The sequence below is a fragment of the Streptomyces sp. NPDC054757 genome (assembly GCF_053612185.1).
This window is the reverse complement of record NZ_JBSHBW010000001.1, coordinates 510,138-525,217: the sequence shown is the minus strand read 5'-3', so window position 1 is coordinate 525,217 and position 15,080 is coordinate 510,138. Positions and strand designations below refer to the sequence as shown.

Below are 15,080 nucleotides of genomic sequence, written 5' to 3'. Positions count from 1 at the left end.
GTGCCACCCTCACCACCGCAGCCGCAGCGCTCGTCGGGCGACGAGTTCACCGTCCGGATCGGCGGCGACGTGTCCGGCCCTGTCGTCGTAGGCCACGACAACCACGTCGAAGTGCACCACCCCGCCCCCGCGGCGCCACCCGTACCGGAACCGGCCCCCGCGACATCGACCCAGACCAATACGGCGAAGGGGCACGGCACGGTCTACGCCGTCACCAACGGCGACATGCACATTCACCAGGAACAGGAACAGGAACAGGCTCGGAATCGGGCTCGGGATCGGGATCAGACGGCCGAACGCCCCTGAGCGCCGTCTTCCTCCCCGGCCGGACTCCCGGCGACGCGGCATGAATCAACAGCGCGGCGATAAAAACCTGCACTGTGTAGACTTTCTGCTGAGGGAGCGGTCCCGCTCCTCGCCGTACCCGTCCCGGAGGGCGACACATGGAGAAGCAGAACTGGTTCATCACCGGCGTCAGCACCGGCCTCGGGCGCGCCTTCGCCGAGGCCGCCCTGGCCGCCGGGCACACCGTCGTCGGCACCGTCCGCGCGGAGAAGGATCTGCGGGCCTTCGAGGCGCTCGGACCCGGCCGCGCGCACGGCCGCCTGCTGGACGTGACCGACGACGAAGCCGTCTCCGGCGTGATCACGGAGGTGGAGCGGAGCGTCGGCCCCCTGGATGTCGTCATCGCCAACGCCGGTTACGGAGTGGAGGGCACCTTCGAGGAGACCCCGCCGGCCGAGGTACGGCGGCAGTTCGAGGTCAACGTGTTCGGCGCGGTGGCCACCCTGCGAGCGGCGCTGCCCGCTATGCGCAGGCGCCGCCGCGGGCATCTGATGGCCGTCACCTCCATGGGCGGGCTCATGGCCGTACCCGGTATGTCGGCCTACTGCGGCAGCAAGTTCGCCCTGGAAGGCATCCTGGAGGCGCTGGGCAAGGAGGTCGCCCAGTTCGGGATCCATGTCACAGCGATCGAGCCCGGCTCCTTCCGTACCGACTGGGCCGGACGGTCCATGACCCGCGCCGAGCGCACCGTCGACGACTACGACGAGCTGTTCACCCCCATCCGGGAGGCGCGGCGGAAGGCCAGCGGGAATCAGCTGGGCGACCCCGCCAAGGCCGGGGAAGCGGTCGTACGCATCACGTCGGCCGAGCACCCACCGGCCCACCTGGTCCTGGGCTCGGACGCGCTGCGCCTGGTCGCCGCCGCGCGTCAGGCGGTGGACGAGGACATCCGCGCCTGGGAGGCACTGTCCCGTACGACCGACTTCGCCGAAGGCGCTCAGCTCTGATGCCCGGTCACGACCCGGTACGCGGCCGCCGCGCCACCGAACGCAAGGGCGATGTCCGGGAGCGGGCCATCCTCGACACCTGCGAAGCCCTGCTGGCGCGGAAGGGCTACGACGCCATGACCGTCGGCGACATCGCCCAGGGCGCGGGCATCACCCGGGGCGCCCTGTACTTCTACTTCGGCTCCAAGCAGGAAGTGGTCGCGGCACTCGTGGCCCGGACCGTCGAGCATCTGTGGGAGCGGTCCAGGGCTGCCGCAGAGGCCGACGAACCGCGCCAGGCCATCGCGGCGGCCATGCGGCGTACGGTCGAGCTGTGGAACGACCACGGCCTGGTCATGCGCACGGCGATCGACCTGTCGTTGACGGTGCCGGAGATCGGGGAGCTGTGGAACCACACGGCGGACCTGTTCATCGCGGCCATCACCGCCGTCCTGGAACGAGCAGGCGTCGAGCCGGGGAGCGGACCGGAACAGGCGGCGGCGATGGCGGGCGCGCTGTGCTGGATGATCGAGCGGACCTTCTACCACGCCTCGCGGGAGTCCTCGGAGAAGGTGCGCGAGGCCGCCGCGACCTGCGCACACATCTGGCTGACCAGCGCCGGTCTGACCGGTTGAGGCGGGCCGTCAGTACGAGGGGCTGCCTCAACCGCCTGCCGTCAGTACAAGGGGCCGCCGCCGAAGGCCGCACGGTGTGAGGCGGCGCGTCGGCCGTCGGGCTCGGTCACCCCGTACTCCTCGGCGAGTTCTGCGACCACATACGTGTGCCCGCTGCGCTCCGGCAGCCGGCTGTCGTCCGCGAGGCGGGCGACGACCGTGCCGATGAACTCGGGCGATTCGGCGTCCGCCAGCCGGAACCCGGCCACCTCCCGCACTCCGGCCTCGACCAGCCCGTCCGTACGGACCAGGCCGGGCCAGAGGGAGAGCGCCGACACCCCCGTCGCGCGCAGCTCGTGCGCCATGTCGGCGGCCATCTTGTCCAGACCCGCCTTGGAGATGCCGTAGGGCACCGAGTGCAGCGGGGCCCGGGCGCCGAACGAGGAGATGTTGACGATCAGTCCGCTGCCGCGGGCCACCATGTGACGGGCCGCGTGCACCGATGCGACGTAGTGGGCGCGCAGCCCGATGCCGACCAGCGGTTCCCAGTCGGAGACGGGGCGGGTCCAGAACGGCTCGTCGAACCCGGCCATACCGTCGGGTGCCGCCCACACGTTGTTGACCAGCAGGTCAAGTCGGCCTCGTGTGCCCGTGATCCGCGCGACGAGTGCCTCGACCTGTGAGTCGTCACCGTGGTCGCAGCGCAGACCGATTCCCTCGCCGCCGGCCTCTGTCACCCGGCGGACGGTCTCCGCCTGCGGGCTGCCGGGGCCCGGCCCGCCCCGGCCGGTGACGTAGACGGTCCAGCCGTGGGCGCCGAGCGCGGTGGCGATACCCCGGCCGACGCCCTTGCCGGTGCCGGTGACCAGCGCGACGCGCTGGGCGGTGTTCCCGCTCTTCGCGGTCTCCGCGGCCGCACCGCTCTTCGCGGTCTCCCCGGCCGCACCGGTCTCCGCGGCCGCACCGGTCTCCGCGGCCGCACCGGTCTCCGCGGTCTCCCCGGCCGCACCGGTCTCCCTGGTCACTGAAACCCTCCCTGGTCGACGGCGTACCCCTGGGGCAGCGGGCGGCTGAGCGACCACAGGGTGCGGAAGTGATGCCTGGCCAGGCGCCATACGCCGTCCTCGACGACGTAACGGTCGTCGTACTCACCGCACATCACCCGCTCGGTCCCCTCGGCGAGGTCGAGCTGCCGGAAGCGCAGCGTCCAGCGGCCGCTGGCCTCGGTGGATGAGTGGAAGGTGATCCGCGGATGCAGACCGTGGTGCATGTCCAGGACGGTGTGGCCCTCGCTGCCACGGGCCAGCGCGATCCGGCTGAAGAGGGTGACGAGGTCGTCGACCGTGGCGAAGGAGCCCAGTTCGCCGTAGTCGATGTCGGCGCCCTCACGGACGAAACAGGCGCGGAACCCCTCGGGGTCCTTGTGGTCGCACGCGCGCAGGTAGCGGTACTTCAGCTCCTCGATCTCCTGCCGCGCCTCCAGCCGGGCAACACGCTCGGCAAGGCTCGGGCTCGGCGGGGCGGCGGACGGTGACGGCATCGCTGGCTCCCTCTCGGCGGTCGGATGGACCGGCCGCGACGGTAGGCGCCGGGCACGGTCCCGGGCCACCGTGGTTTCCCTGTCAGTGGGATAAGCGGAAGCGGAAGCAGGAACCGGAAGCGGCTACGGGGAGGGCGGGCGGCACGCTGACGACAGACCCCGATTACGGGACCGCCCTTAGCGCCGCCCTGCGCCCGGTTCCCGTGCCGGCAGGCCGCGTAGGAGCGTGTCGAGGAACAGCTCGTAGCGGGGGGCGCTGTCGCCCAGGCCGAGGGGGTGCTCCTGGACGGCCAGCCAGCTGACGACGGAGGTGATGAAGATGTACCAGCTCTGTTCGGCCAGCTCGGGGGAGACCCCGGCGTCGGTGAAGGCGGAGACGACGCTGCTCCGGAGCCGCCCGAAGGGCTGGGCGGTGTGACGGTGCGGTCGTGAGATACGGGTGGCGTAGCCCGGCAGGGCCAGGAAGCGGTCATGCATGCCCCAGGCGAGGTCCGCGAGCCAGGGCCGCCAGTCACGGTCCTGCGGGCCATCGGCGGGCAGGACGCGTTCCACCATGAACTCGTTGATGAGGTCGAACAGTTCGTCCCGGCTCTTGACCCAGCGGTAGAGCGCGGCGTGGGTGACCCCGAGGCCGGCGGCCAGCTCCCGCATGGTCAGGGTGTCGAGGTTCCCGGACGAGATGGCGGTGTCGACGATCAGCTCGCGGCTGATCTGCGCGGGGCGTCCCCGACGGGATCGGGTGGTCGGGGAATCGGCCATGGCCAGCACTATACGAGACCTCTCCGGCGGGATCCGGTGATGAGGATTCCGCCCGGACTGGACCCGCGCGGCTAAATAAGTAACCATTGGTTACTAAGTCGTCCGGGCTCGCGGGAACACCCGCCGGGCCCCAGACCGTGGAGAAGCCGGGAGGAACCGACGATGGACGAGAACGTGGTACGGGGCACGGTGGCCGACGGGTTCGGTCAGGTCCGTGCGGAGTTCGCCGCGGTCGCGGCCGGGGAGGGCGGCGACCACGCCGCACAGCTCGTGGCCTACCGGCAGGGGGAACGGGTCGTCGACCTGTGGACGGGGCCTGAGATCACCGGGGACTCGCTGTTCGGCGCGTACTCCGCGTCCAAGGGCGCCGCCCACCTGGTCGTCGCGTCACTCGTACAGGAAGGCGTGCTGGACCTGGAGCAGAAGGTCAGCCACTACTGGCCCGAGTTCGCGGTGGAGGGCAAGGGGGCCCTGGTGCTGCGCGAGTTGCTGGCCCACCGGGCCGGCCTGGTCGGCGCCGACGCGGGGTTCTCGGTCGGGGAACTCGCCGATGACCGGATCGTCGCCGAGCGTCTCGGCGCGCAGCGCCCGTACTGGCGGCCGGGTGCCGCGTTCGGCTACCACGCGCTGGTCATGGGGGCGCTCAGCGGCGAAGTGGTGCGCCGCGCCACCGGCCGCAGCGTCCAGGAGCTGTTCGCCGAGCGGGTGCGCGACGCGTACGGAGTCGATTTCCACCTCGGACTGCCGCAGGACCAGGAAGCGCGATTCATCAGCGCCCGGCCGATGGTGGTGACCCCCGAGCGGTCGGCCGTCACGGTGGCGTCCGCGAACTCCCTGTCCGGTATCGCCTTCAACCGCAACCACCCGCACAACCCGGAGGTGTGGGAGCTGCCGAACTTCCCCGTGGTCCGGGCCATGGGTACGGCCTCGTTCGGCGGGGTGGCGTCGGCGCGCGGCCTGGCCCGGATGTACGCGGTCACGATCGGGCCGGTCGACGGCTCGGCCGCACTGCTCGGGCCCGGGACGCTCGCGGCGGCCGGGCAGATCCAGTCCGTCGGCCACGACGTGGTGCTCGGTGAGCAGAAGGCGTTCACCATCGGGTTCCACGCCACCTCCGCGTACTACCCGCAGCTGGGCCAGGGCGCGTTCGGCCACAGCGGCGCGGGCGGTCAGCAGGCGTTCGCCGACCCGCGCAACGGCATCGCCTACGGCTACACCCGCCGCCGCACCCCCTTCCCGGCCGCCGCGGCCCCGGAGAACGCCCGCCTGATCCGCGCCCTGTACGAAGCCGCCGCACGGTGAGCGCGACCGCGGCCGCGCATGACGAAGGGCCGCCACCCCGAGCGGGGGAGTGACGGCCCTTCGGGCACACGTGAGAAGCGGCCCGGACGTCCGGACCCGGCTGCTCAGCCGTCCGGACTCAGAGGACGCGGACCGCGCCGGTCGGCTGGTCGTAGTCCATGGGGCGCTCGACCACACCGCTGCTCGGGTTCTGCGCGCCGACGAACTGGCCGCCGCCGACGTAGATGGCCACGTGGTACGCGCTGCCCGCGCTGCCCCAGTAGAGGATGTCGCCCGGCTGCAGGTTGCTCAGCGAGACCTGGCTGCCGGCCGTCGACTGGCCCTGGGAGACGCGGGGGAGGTCGACACCCACGCTCTTGTAGGCGGCCTGGACCAGGCCCGAGCAGTCCCAGGAGCTGGACCCGGTGCCACCCATGACGTACGCGTCGCCCAGGTGGGACTTCACGAAGCTGACGATGGAGGCGGCGGAGCCGGAACCCACCGAGGAGCTGGAGGAGCTGGACGACGTGCTCGCGGCCGTGGTGACGGCGTGCAGGGTCGTACGGGCGGATGAGCGCGAGGCGCGTGCGGCGGCCTCGGCCTTCTCCTTGGCCTCGGCCTTGGCCTTCGCTTCGGCCTTCTTCTTGGCCTCCGCCTTGTGCACGGCCTCGGTGTGGGCCCTCTTGGCCGCCTTGGCGGCGTCCTGGGCCGCGGTGTCCTGCTGGGCCTGCTGCTGCAGGTCGGACGCGACCTGCTCCGTGACATCGGCGACCTGGGCCGCGCTGAGGGTGGGCATCTGGATGGTGCTCTCGGTCACCGGCTCGGCCGCGTTCGCCGAACCAGCTGCACCCGCCACTGCGATGGTGCTGAGAACGCCACCGGCAACTCCGGCGCGGAGCGCGGTCCTGGCTGCGCTGCGCTGACGGGGCTTCCGGTGGCTGGGTATGTGAGCGGTGTGGGACATGAGCACTACCGCTATCAGTCATTCCGGGGTGGCTTCAACAAACGTGTGTTGCGCCACAGTTACGACTGGAACAGTCCATTCCGGTTGGCTGCGGCCTTTATTGACGCCGAAACGGGCAATACGGGCGCACGCGATCAAGGGCGTGATCATGGGCTTTCTGTAATACGCCCGAATTGCCCGACGCCTACCATCCGTTCACGAGGTTGGCCAAGCCCTGTTTCTCCGGCACCCGGGACGGGTGAGGCAGGTCACAGGTGCGCTGTGAACCGGGGGGTGCCGGTACTGCGTCCGCGGGCGCAGCCGTGAGTCCCCCTCTTCCGGGTGGTGTCCGGTGCGGTGTCAAGGCCGGTGTCCGGGCCGGTGTTCGGGTCGGTCCCCGGGTGGCTTCCGGTCGTCCTCTCACGTCACCTCCCGACTGCCGCCCGCGTCACTTCCCGGCCGCTCGTGAACGCGTGCACGCACCCCTCGCCGTCAGCTGAGTGATCACGGGAGCCGCCACGGGAGTGGCCGAAGGTGCGATATCACCCATCCGTGTCCATCGCCAATTTGCATGTACGGTCCACCACTTGATAGAGGCACACGCTCTCGACCAGCGGTAACACAGTGAGATGTCACGTCTCGTGACCACTCGGGCGCTTCACGTGTGAAGATCACCGGTCATCCGACTTGATGATCCTTCGTCAGGTGGTGGAGATCACAAAGGCGTTGTCGTACCCCGTGTCGCAGATCACAGACCGGCGGGCATAGGATGCGGGGCAGTCGGGCTTGTGACCTGCTTCACATATTCGCGATCTTCGTCAGGACGGCGGGGGAGCGAGGCGGACGAGCCGGCCCGATGCGGTCCAACGGTCAAGGACGACTGGAAGGAGCGAGGAGCGTGAATGCCTACGCGCCCATCCTCGTGCTCGGCGCCCTCGGGGCAGGGTTTGCGATCTTCTCCGTGGTCATGGCCACGCTTGTCGGTCCCAAGCGCTACAACCGGGCGAAGCTAGAGGCCTACGAGTGCGGTATCGAACCGACACCCACGCCGGCCGGAGGCGGCCGTTTCCCGATCAAGTACTACCTGACGGCGATGCTTTTCATCGTCTTCGACATCGAGATCGTCTTCCTCTACCCCTGGGCGGTCACCTTCGACTCCCTGGGGCTTTTCGGGCTCGTCGAGATGCTGCTCTTCGTGCTCACCGTCTTCGTCGCCTACGCGTATGTGTGGCGGCGCGGCGGTCTGGAATGGGACTGAGGGGCTGAGGAGCACACCATGGGACTCGAAGAGAAGCTGCCGAGCGGATTTCTGCTGACCACCGTCGAACAGGCCGCCGGCTGGGTGCGGAAGTCCTCCGTCTTCCCGGCCACCTTCGGCCTCGCCTGTTGCGCCATCGAGATGATGACGACGGGTGCGGGCCGCTACGACCTCGCGCGGTTCGGCATGGAGGTCTTCCGCGGTTCGCCGCGGCAGGCGGACCTGATGATCGTGGCAGGACGGGTGAGCCAGAAGATGGCGCCCGTCCTGCGGCAGGTCTACGACCAGATGCCCAACCCCAAGTGGGTGATCTCCATGGGGGTTTGCGCATCCTCGGGCGGAATGTTCAATAATTACGCAATTGTTCAGGGTGTAGATCATATCGTCCCGGTTGATATCTATTTGCCCGGTTGCCCACCGCGTCCCGAGATGCTGATGGACGCCATCCTCAAGCTCCACCAGAAGATCCAGGGCACCAAGCTCGGGGTCAATCAGGCCGAGGCGGCCCGTGAGGCGGAGGCGGCGGCCCTCAAGGCGCTCCCGACGATCGAGATGAAGGGGCTGCTGCGGTGAGCGGCGACGGAGAGCAGCGCGAAGAGAACGGCGCGGCACCCGCCCAGCGCGGCGAGACCGGTGAGGTCATCGGCGTACGCAAGGGGATGTTCGGCGCCCGCAACGGCGGGGACACCAGCGGATACGGCGGTCTCGTACGGACCGTGGCCATGCCCGGCGCGTCGAGCCGCCCCTACGGCGGCTGGTTCGACGAGGTGGCCGACGAGCTGGAGGGCGCACTGGAGGAGCAGGGGCTCGTCCCCGGCAACGCCATCGAGAAGACGGTCGTCGACCGGAACGAACTCACCTTCCACATCGACCGCGAGCACCTGCTGACCGTCGCGCGCACACTCCGCGACGACCCGGCGCTGCGCTTCGAGCTCTGCACCGGCGTCAGCGCGGTGCACTTCCCCGATGACAAGGGCCGCGAACTCCACGCCGTCCACCACCTGCGCTCGGTCACCCACGGCCGGCTGATCCGGCTGGAGACCGGCGTCCCGGACGCCGACCCGCACATCCCGTCGCTGGTCAGCGTCTACCCGACGAACGACTGGCACGAGCGCGAGGTCTACGACTTCTTCGGCCTCATCTTCGACGGCCACCCCGCCCTCACCCGGATCATGATGCCGGACGACTGGCAGGGCTTCCCGCAGCGCAAGGACTACCCCCTGGGCGGGATCGCCATCGAGTACAAGGGCGCCCAGATCCCTGCTCCGGACCAGCGGAGGTCGTACACCTGATGACCACTTCCAGCGAAGCCCCCCGCGCCTCGGCCGCATCGGCCCGCGAGACGACCGAGGGGACTGTATATACAGTCACCGGCGGCGACTGGGACGAGGTCGTCCAGTCCGCCGCCAAGGCCGACGACGAGCGCATCGTCGTCAACATGGGACCGCAGCACCCGTCCACCCACGGAGTCCTCCGGCTCATCCTGGAGATCGACGGCGAGACCGTCACCGAGGCCCGCTGCGGCATCGGCTACCTCCACACCGGCATCGAGAAGAACCTCGAATACCGGACCTGGACCCAGGGCACCACCTTCGTCACGCGCATGGACTACCTGACGCCGTTCTTCAACGAGACGGCTTACTGCCTGGGCGTCGAGAAGCTGCTCGGCATCGAGGAGCAGATCCCCGACCGCGCCTCGGTGATCCGGGTCCTCCTGATGGAGCTCAACCGGCTCTCCTCGCACCTGGTGGCCATCGCCACCGGCGGTATGGAGCTGGGCGCAACGACGATCATGATCTACGGGTTCCGGGACCGCGAACTCGTCCTGGACCTCTTCGAGCTGATCACCGGACTGCGGATGAACCACGCGTTCGTCAGGCCCGGCGGACTGGCCCAGGACCTGCCGCCCGGTGCCATGGACCAGCTGCGCGAGTTCCTCAAGGTGATGCGCAAGAACCTGCCGGAGTACGACAAACTCGCCACCGGCAACCCGATCTTCAAGGCGCGTATGCAGGACGTCGGCTATCTCGACCTGGCCGGCTGTATGGCGCTCGGCGCGACCGGCCCGATCCTGCGCTCCGCCGGCCTCCCGCACGACCTGCGCAAGTCCGACCCGTACTGCGGTTACGAGACCTACGACTTCGACGTACCGACCGCCGAGACCTGTGACTCGTACGGCCGTTTCCTGGTCCGCCTCGAAGAGATGCGCCAGTCGCTGCGGATCGTCGAACAGTGCCTGGACCGGCTGGAGCCGGGGCCCGTCATGGTCGCCGACAAGAAGATCGCCTGGCCCGCGCAGCTCGCACTCGGCCCGGACGGACTCGGCAACTCGCTCGACCACATCAAGAACATCATGGGCACCTCCATGGAGGCCCTGATCCACCACTTCAAGCTGGTGACCGAGGGGTTCCGGGTCCCGGCAGGACAGGCGTACACCGCCGTCGAGTCGCCCAAGGGCGAACTGGGCGTCCACATGGTCTCGGACGGCGGCACCCGCCCCTACCGGGTCCACTTCCGCGACCCGTCCTTCACCAATCTCCAGGCGATGGCGGCGATGTGCGAGGGCGGCCAGGTCGCCGACGTCATCGTGGCCGTCGCGTCCATCGACCCCGTGATGGGAGGCGTCGACCGATGACCGAAGCTCATGCGGCGGCTCCGGCGGCATCGGCCGCCCCGACGAGCCTGGGCATGCCCCAGCTCCCCGCCCCCGATTACCCGGCCGACGTACGCGCCAGGCTCGACGCGGACGCCAAGGAGATCATCGCCCGCTACCCGGGCAGCAGGTCCGCACTGCTCCCGCTGCTCCACCTCGTCCAGGCCGAGGAGGGGTACGTCACCCGCACCGGTGTCCGGTTCTGCGCCGAGGCGCTGGAGCTGACCACCGCCGAGGTCACCGCCGTCTCCACCTTCTACTCGATGTACCGGCGCAAGCCGAGCGGCGACTACCAGGTGGGCGTCTGCACCAACACGCTCTGCGCGGTGATGGGCGGCGACGCCATCTACTCCGCGCTCCGCGAGCACCTCGATGTGGGCGACGGCGAGACCACCGAGGACGGCAAGGTCACGCTGGAGCACATCGAGTGCAACGCGGCCTGCGACTTCGCCCCGGTCCTGATGGTCAACTGGGAGTTCTTCGACAACCAGACCGTCGAGTCCGCGAAGCGGCTCGTCGACGACCTCCGCGACGGCCGGCAGGCCACCCCGACCCGGGGCGCGCCGCTCTGCACCTACCAGGAGACCTCGCGGATCCTGGCCGGCTTCCCCGACACACGGGACGGAGCGGTCGAGGCGACCGGCGGCGCCGGGCACGCGTCGCTGGCCGGACTGCGGCTCGCCAAGGGCGAGGTACCGCAGCCGCGCGTCGTCGCCCCGCGCGGCGGAGCCACCAGGGAGACGCCGCCCCAGCCCGGCTCCGAACACCTCAGCTCGCACGACGCACCGCAGAAGACCTCGGCGTCCGACCCGGAGCACCCGGCAGGCCCCGTGACAGAGGAGGGGGAGTGATGAGCGTGGCAACCGAGCTCAACGGCAGCGGGAACGGCGAGGGCGACGACGGCACCAGCCCCGAGAAGCTGCTCACCCCGGTCCTCTCGGCCTTCTGGGACCAGCCGGAGTCCTGGACCCTGGAGACGTACAAACGCCACGACGGGTACGAGGGGCTGAAGAAGGCGCTCGCCATGGCGCCCGACGACCTCATCGCCTACGTCAAGGACTCGGGCCTGCGCGGGCGCGGCGGGGCCGGCTTCCCCACCGGGATGAAGTGGCAGTTCATCCCGCAGGGCGACGGAAAGCCGCACTACCTCGTCGTCAACGCCGACGAGTCGGAGCCCGGGACCTGCAAGGACATCCCGCTCCTCTTCGCCAACCCGCACTCCCTCATCGAGGGCATCGTGATCGCCTGCTACGCGATCAGGTCGTCGCACGCCTTCATCTATCTGCGCGGCGAAGTCGTCCCCGTACTGCGGAGGCTGCACGAAGCCGTACGCGAGGCGTACGAGGCGGGCTACCTCGGCAAGGACATCCTGGGCAGCGGACTCGACCTCGAAGTCACCGTGCACGCGGGGGCCGGCGCGTACATCTGCGGTGAGGAGACCGCGCTCCTCGACTCCCTGGAGGGCCGCCGCGGCCAGCCCAGGCTCCGGCCTCCCTTCCCCGCTGTCGCCGGGCTCTACGCCTGTCCCACTGTGGTGAACAACGTGGAGTCCATCGCATCGGTTCCCGCGATCCTGAACCGGGGCAAGGACTGGTTCAAGTCGATGGGCACCGAGAAGTCCGCCGGTTTCACGCTGTACTCGCTCAGCGGCCATGTCACCAGCCCCGGACAGTACGAGGCACCCCTCGGCATCACGCTGCGCCAGCTGCTCGACATGAGCGGCGGGATCCGCCAGGGCCACCGGCTCAAGTTCTGGACGCCGGGCGGCTCTTCGACGCCGATGTTCACCGACGAACACCTCGACGTACCGCTGGACTACGAAGGTGTGGGCGCCGCCGGATCGATGCTCGGCACCAAGGCGCTCCAGTGCTTCGACGAGACGACCTGCGTGGTGCGGGCCGTCACCCGGTGGACCGAGTTCTACGCGCACGAGTCCTGCGGCAAGTGCACACCGTGCCGCGAAGGGACGTACTGGCTGGTCCAGTTGCTCCGCGACATCGAGGCCGGGAAGGGCGTGATGTCCGACCTCGACAAGATCAACGACATCGCGGACAACGTCAACGGCAAGTCGTTCTGCGCGCTCGGCGACGGCGCCGCCTCACCGATCTTCTCCTCGCTCAAGTACTTCCGCGAGGAGTACGAGCAGCACATCACCGGCAAGGGCTGCCCGCTCGACCCGGCCCTGTCGACCGTCTGGGCCGACGAGCCCCGCCACACCTCGGAGGTGAACGCATGACAGTGACGACAAACAGTGCTCCCTCCGGGGGCGGCGAGGCCGCGGTGCCGCCCGAGGACCTGGTGTCGCTGACCATCGACGGCATCGCGATCTCCGTCCCCAAGGGGACCCTGGTCATCCGCGCCGCCGAACAGCTCGGCATCGAGATCCCGCGCTTCTGCGACCACCCGCTCCTCGACCCCGCGGGCGCCTGCCGCCAGTGCATCGTCGAGGTCGAGGGCCAGCGCAAGCCGATGGCCTCCTGCACCATCACCTGCACCGACGGCATGGTCGTCAAGTCGCAGCTGACCTCGCCGGTCGCCGAGAAGGCCCAGCACGGTGTGATGGAACTGCTCCTCATCAACCACCCGCTGGACTGCCCGGTCTGCGACAAGGGCGGCGAGTGCCCCCTGCAGAACCAGGCGATGTCGCACGGCAACGCGGAATCCCGGTTCGACGGCAAGAAGCGGACCTTCGAGAAGCCCGTACCGATCTCCACCCAGGTCCTGCTCGACCGCGAGCGGTGCGTGCTGTGCGCCCGCTGCACCCGCTTCTCCAACCAGATCGCCGGCGACCCGATGATCGAGCTGATCGAGCGCGGCGCGCTCCAGCAGGTCGGCACCGGTGAGGGCGACCCCTTCGAGTCGTACTTCTCCGGCAACACCATCCAGATCTGCCCGGTCGGCGCGCTCACATCGGCGGCCTACCGGTTCCGCTCCCGCCCCTTCGACCTGGTGTCGTCGCCCTCGGTGTGCGAACACTGCGCGGGGGGCTGCGCGGCCCGCACCGACCACCGGCGCGGCAAGGTCATGCGGCGGCTCGCCGCCAACGACCCCGAGGTCAACGAGGAGTGGCTCTGCGACAAGGGCCGCTTCGCCTTCCGCTACGCCCAGCGCCCGGACCGGCTCACCACACCGCTCGTACGCAACGAGGACGGTGTCCTGGAACCGGCGAGCTGGCCGGAGGCGCTGGAGCGGGCCGCGAACGGCCTGGCGGCGGCGCGCGGCCGGGCCGGGGTGCTGACCGGTGGCCGCCTCACCGTCGAGGACGCCTACGCCTACGCCAAGTTCGCGCGCGTCGCCCTCGACACCAACGACGTCGACTTCCGCGCCCGGGTGCACTCGGCCGAGGAGGCCGACTTCCTCGCCGCCCGTGTCGCGGGCCGCGGCCGGGATCTCGACGGACAGGGTGTCACCAACACCTCGCTCGAACAGGCTCCGGCCGTCCTGCTCGCCGGATTCGAGTCCGAGGAGGAGGCGCCCGGCGTCTTCCTGCGGCTGCGCAAGGCGCACCGCAAGCACGGGCAGCGCACCTTCTCGCTCGCCACCCACGCCACCCGCGGTCTGGAGAAGGCGGGCGCCACCCTGCTGCCCGCCGCGCCCGGCACCGAGACCGAGTGGCTGGACGCCATCGCGGGCGGGGTCGGTCTCGACGCCGACGGGCAGCGGGCCGCCGAAGCCCTGCGTACGGAGGGCGCGGTGATCGTCGTCGGCGAACGGCTCGCCGCCGTGCCCGGCGCACTCACCGCCGCCGTCCGCACCGCGACCGCCACCGGCGCCGCCCTGGTCTGGGTGCCACGCAGGGCGGGCGAGCGCGGTGCGATCGAGGCGGGCGCGATCCCCGCGCTGCTGCCCGGCGGCCGGCCCGCGACCGACCCGCGGGCCCGTGAGGAGGTGGCCGCGGTCTGGGGCGTACGCGAACTCCCGCACCGCTTCGGCCGGGACACCGGACAGATCATCGAAGCGGCCGCCACCGGCGAACTGGGCGCCCTGCTCGTCGCCGGGGTCGAGACCGCGGACCTGCCCGACCCGGCGCGCGCCGAAGAGGCGCTCGACAAGGTGGGTTTCCTGGTCTCGCTGGAACTGCGGCCGAGCGCCGTCACCGACCGGGCCGACGTGGTCCTCCCGGTGGCCGCGGCCGCCGAGAAGGCGGGCACCTTCCTCAACTGGGAAGGCCGGGTAAGGCCCTTCGAGGCGTCGCTCAAGCCCGAGCAGATGACACGCACCCTGGCCCCGGCCGACTCACGGGTGCTGCACATGCTCGCCGACGCGTTGGACGTCCATTTCGCGATGCCGGACATCAAGTCCGTACGCAACGAGCTGGACCGGCTCGGCGCCTGGACCGGACAGTACGCCGCCGACCCGGCGGGCACGTCCGCCCCGCTGCCCCGCCCGTCCGAGGGCGAGGCCGTCCTGGCCGGCCACCGGCTCCTGCTCGACCAGGGGCTGCTCCAGCAGGGCGACGACGCGCTGGCAGGCACCCGGCACGCGGCCGTCGCCCGGCTGTCGGCCGCGACCGCCGGGGAGACCGGCGTCAAGGACGGAGACCTGCTGGCCGTTTCCGGCCCGGCGGGCGACGTACAACTGCCGCTCCGCGTCACCGAGATGCCCGACCGGGTGGTCTGGCTCCCGCTCAACTCGACGGGCGGCGGCGTCCTGCGCGACACCGGTGCCCGCCCCGGTGAACCGGTGCGGATCTCCGCCGCACCGCCCGCACCCGCCGCACCCGCGGCCACGACGGAGGTGGAGGCGTGACGAACTACTACC

General features: G+C 70.3%; 16 protein-coding genes. 11 read left to right on the top strand and 5 right to left on the bottom strand.

Translation table 11 applies throughout. The features are described from left to right. The 3 genes from ACWGKJ_RS02380 to ACWGKJ_RS02370 all read left to right on the top strand — a co-directional run bounded on the left by ACWGKJ_RS02380 (position 1) and on the right by ACWGKJ_RS02370 (position 1,906). Positions 1 to 306 (top strand): hypothetical protein, encoded by a 306-nt coding sequence (locus ACWGKJ_RS02380; RefSeq protein ID WP_385018699.1) that lies wholly within the window; start codon positions 1 to 3, stop codon positions 304 to 306. A gap of 137 nt (positions 307 to 443) precedes the next feature. Continuing rightward, positions 444 to 1,292 (top strand): oxidoreductase, encoded by an 849-nt coding sequence (locus ACWGKJ_RS02375; protein WP_385018701.1) that lies wholly within the window; start codon positions 444 to 446, stop codon positions 1,290 to 1,292. Beyond that, complete coding sequence (locus ACWGKJ_RS02370) at positions 1,292 to 1,906, top strand: TetR/AcrR family transcriptional regulator (protein WP_385018703.1); 615 nt, start codon at positions 1,292 to 1,294, stop codon at positions 1,904 to 1,906. Before ACWGKJ_RS02375 ends, ACWGKJ_RS02370 begins: the two co-directional genes overlap by 1 nt. Positions 1,907 to 1,947: 41 nt before the next feature. Here the strand turns inward: ACWGKJ_RS02370 and ACWGKJ_RS02365 are convergent, their stop codons facing one another. The 3 genes from ACWGKJ_RS02365 to ACWGKJ_RS02355 form a co-directional block, all read right to left on the bottom strand. Continuing rightward, the gene (locus ACWGKJ_RS02365; RefSeq protein ID WP_385018705.1) at positions 1,948 to 2,910 is read right to left on the bottom strand and encodes an SDR family NAD(P)-dependent oxidoreductase; all 963 of its coding nucleotides are present in this window, start codon (positions 2,908 to 2,910) and stop codon (positions 1,948 to 1,950) included. Further along, positions 2,907 to 3,425, bottom strand: coding sequence for a nuclear transport factor 2 family protein (locus ACWGKJ_RS02360; protein WP_385018707.1), 519 nt, complete (start codon positions 3,423 to 3,425; stop codon positions 2,907 to 2,909). Before ACWGKJ_RS02360 ends, ACWGKJ_RS02365 begins: the two co-directional genes overlap by 4 nt. A gap of 177 nt (positions 3,426 to 3,602) precedes the next feature. After that, entirely contained in the window at positions 3,603 to 4,184 is a 582-nt protein-coding gene (locus ACWGKJ_RS02355) for a TetR/AcrR family transcriptional regulator (protein WP_385018709.1), read from the bottom strand. 162 nt (positions 4,185 to 4,346) lie between these two features. On the opposite strand from ACWGKJ_RS02355, the gene ACWGKJ_RS02350 reads away from it, so the two are divergent. Beyond that, positions 4,347 to 5,486, top strand: a complete 1,140-nt coding sequence (locus ACWGKJ_RS02350; RefSeq protein ID WP_385018711.1) for a serine hydrolase domain-containing protein — start codon at positions 4,347 to 4,349, stop codon at positions 5,484 to 5,486. 118 nt (positions 5,487 to 5,604) lie between these two features. Here the strand turns inward: ACWGKJ_RS02350 and ACWGKJ_RS02345 are convergent, their stop codons facing one another. Next, the gene (locus ACWGKJ_RS02345; protein ID WP_385018713.1) at positions 5,605 to 6,429 is read right to left on the bottom strand and encodes a C40 family peptidase; all 825 of its coding nucleotides are present in this window, start codon (positions 6,427 to 6,429) and stop codon (positions 5,605 to 5,607) included. A gap of 18 nt (positions 6,430 to 6,447) precedes the next feature. Beyond that, positions 6,448 to 6,579 carry a hypothetical protein gene (locus tag ACWGKJ_RS02340; RefSeq protein WP_453315653.1) on the bottom strand — a complete coding sequence of 44 codons (132 nt, stop codon included), beginning with the start codon at positions 6,577 to 6,579 and terminating at the stop codon, positions 6,448 to 6,450. 727 nt (positions 6,580 to 7,306) lie between these two features. Between ACWGKJ_RS02340 and ACWGKJ_RS02335 the strand changes: the two genes are divergently transcribed. From ACWGKJ_RS02335 to ACWGKJ_RS02305, 7 genes are read left to right on the top strand one after another with little or no spacing between them, the layout of a single operon-like run. Further along, positions 7,307 to 7,666 carry an NADH-quinone oxidoreductase subunit A gene (locus ACWGKJ_RS02335; RefSeq protein ID WP_385018715.1) on the top strand — a complete coding sequence of 120 codons (360 nt, stop codon included), beginning with the start codon at positions 7,307 to 7,309 and terminating at the stop codon, positions 7,664 to 7,666. 18 nt (positions 7,667 to 7,684) lie between these two features. Continuing rightward, on the top strand, positions 7,685 to 8,239 hold the full coding sequence (locus ACWGKJ_RS02330; RefSeq protein ID WP_385018717.1) for a NuoB/complex I 20 kDa subunit family protein: 555 nt from the start codon (positions 7,685 to 7,687) through the stop codon (positions 8,237 to 8,239). Further along, entirely contained in the window at positions 8,236 to 8,958 is a 723-nt protein-coding gene (locus ACWGKJ_RS02325) for an NADH-quinone oxidoreductase subunit C (protein WP_385018719.1), read from the top strand. The genes ACWGKJ_RS02330 and ACWGKJ_RS02325 overlap by 4 nt, the downstream gene beginning before the upstream one ends. Next, positions 8,958 to 10,301: an NADH-quinone oxidoreductase subunit D gene (locus tag ACWGKJ_RS02320; RefSeq protein WP_385018721.1), complete on the top strand. Its 1,344-nt coding sequence runs from the start codon at positions 8,958 to 8,960 to the stop codon at positions 10,299 to 10,301. Before ACWGKJ_RS02325 ends, ACWGKJ_RS02320 begins: the two co-directional genes overlap by 1 nt. Further along, complete coding sequence (gene nuoE, locus ACWGKJ_RS02315) at positions 10,298 to 11,170, top strand: NADH-quinone oxidoreductase subunit NuoE (RefSeq protein WP_385018722.1); 873 nt, start codon at positions 10,298 to 10,300, stop codon at positions 11,168 to 11,170. The genes ACWGKJ_RS02320 and nuoE overlap by 4 nt, the downstream gene beginning before the upstream one ends. Then, positions 11,170 to 12,555 (top strand): NADH-quinone oxidoreductase subunit NuoF, encoded by a 1,386-nt coding sequence (nuoF, locus tag ACWGKJ_RS02310; RefSeq protein ID WP_385018724.1) that lies wholly within the window; start codon positions 11,170 to 11,172, stop codon positions 12,553 to 12,555. Before nuoE ends, nuoF begins: the two co-directional genes overlap by 1 nt. After that, entirely contained in the window at positions 12,552 to 15,068 is a 2,517-nt protein-coding gene (locus ACWGKJ_RS02305) for an NADH-quinone oxidoreductase subunit G (RefSeq protein ID WP_385018726.1), read from the top strand. Before nuoF ends, ACWGKJ_RS02305 begins: the two co-directional genes overlap by 4 nt. Positions 15,069 to 15,080: the final 12 nt, after the last annotated feature.

What these genes read in the sequence shown, in the direction of transcription:
- ACWGKJ_RS02355 (WP_385018709.1), bottom strand. Translation starts at nt 4,184, where the DNA reads ATGGCCGATTCCCCGACCACCCGATCCCGTCGGGGACGCCCCGCGCAG.
- nuoF (WP_385018724.1), top strand. Translation starts at nt 11,170, where the DNA reads ATGAGCGTGGCAACCGAGCTCAACGGCAGCGGGAACGGCGAGGGCGAC.
- ACWGKJ_RS02330 (WP_385018717.1), top strand. Translation starts at nt 7,685, where the DNA reads ATGGGACTCGAAGAGAAGCTGCCGAGCGGATTTCTGCTGACCACCGTC.
- ACWGKJ_RS02320 (WP_385018721.1), top strand. Translation starts at nt 8,958, where the DNA reads ATGACCACTTCCAGCGAAGCCCCCCGCGCCTCGGCCGCATCGGCCCGC.
- nuoE (WP_385018722.1), top strand. Translation starts at nt 10,298, where the DNA reads ATGACCGAAGCTCATGCGGCGGCTCCGGCGGCATCGGCCGCCCCGACG.
- ACWGKJ_RS02360 (WP_385018707.1), bottom strand. Translation starts at nt 3,425, where the DNA reads ATGCCGTCACCGTCCGCCGCCCCGCCGAGCCCGAGCCTTGCCGAGCGT.
- ACWGKJ_RS02340 (WP_453315653.1), bottom strand. Translation starts at nt 6,579, where the DNA reads ATGATCACGCCCTTGATCGCGTGCGCCCGTATTGCCCGTTTCGGCGTC.
- ACWGKJ_RS02345 (WP_385018713.1), bottom strand. Translation starts at nt 6,429, where the DNA reads ATGTCCCACACCGCTCACATACCCAGCCACCGGAAGCCCCGTCAGCGC.
- ACWGKJ_RS02350 (WP_385018711.1), top strand. Translation starts at nt 4,347, where the DNA reads ATGGACGAGAACGTGGTACGGGGCACGGTGGCCGACGGGTTCGGTCAG.
- ACWGKJ_RS02305 (WP_385018726.1), top strand. Translation starts at nt 12,552, where the DNA reads ATGACAGTGACGACAAACAGTGCTCCCTCCGGGGGCGGCGAGGCCGCG.
- ACWGKJ_RS02370 (WP_385018703.1), top strand. Translation starts at nt 1,292, where the DNA reads ATGCCCGGTCACGACCCGGTACGCGGCCGCCGCGCCACCGAACGCAAG.
- ACWGKJ_RS02375 (WP_385018701.1), top strand. Translation starts at nt 444, where the DNA reads ATGGAGAAGCAGAACTGGTTCATCACCGGCGTCAGCACCGGCCTCGGG.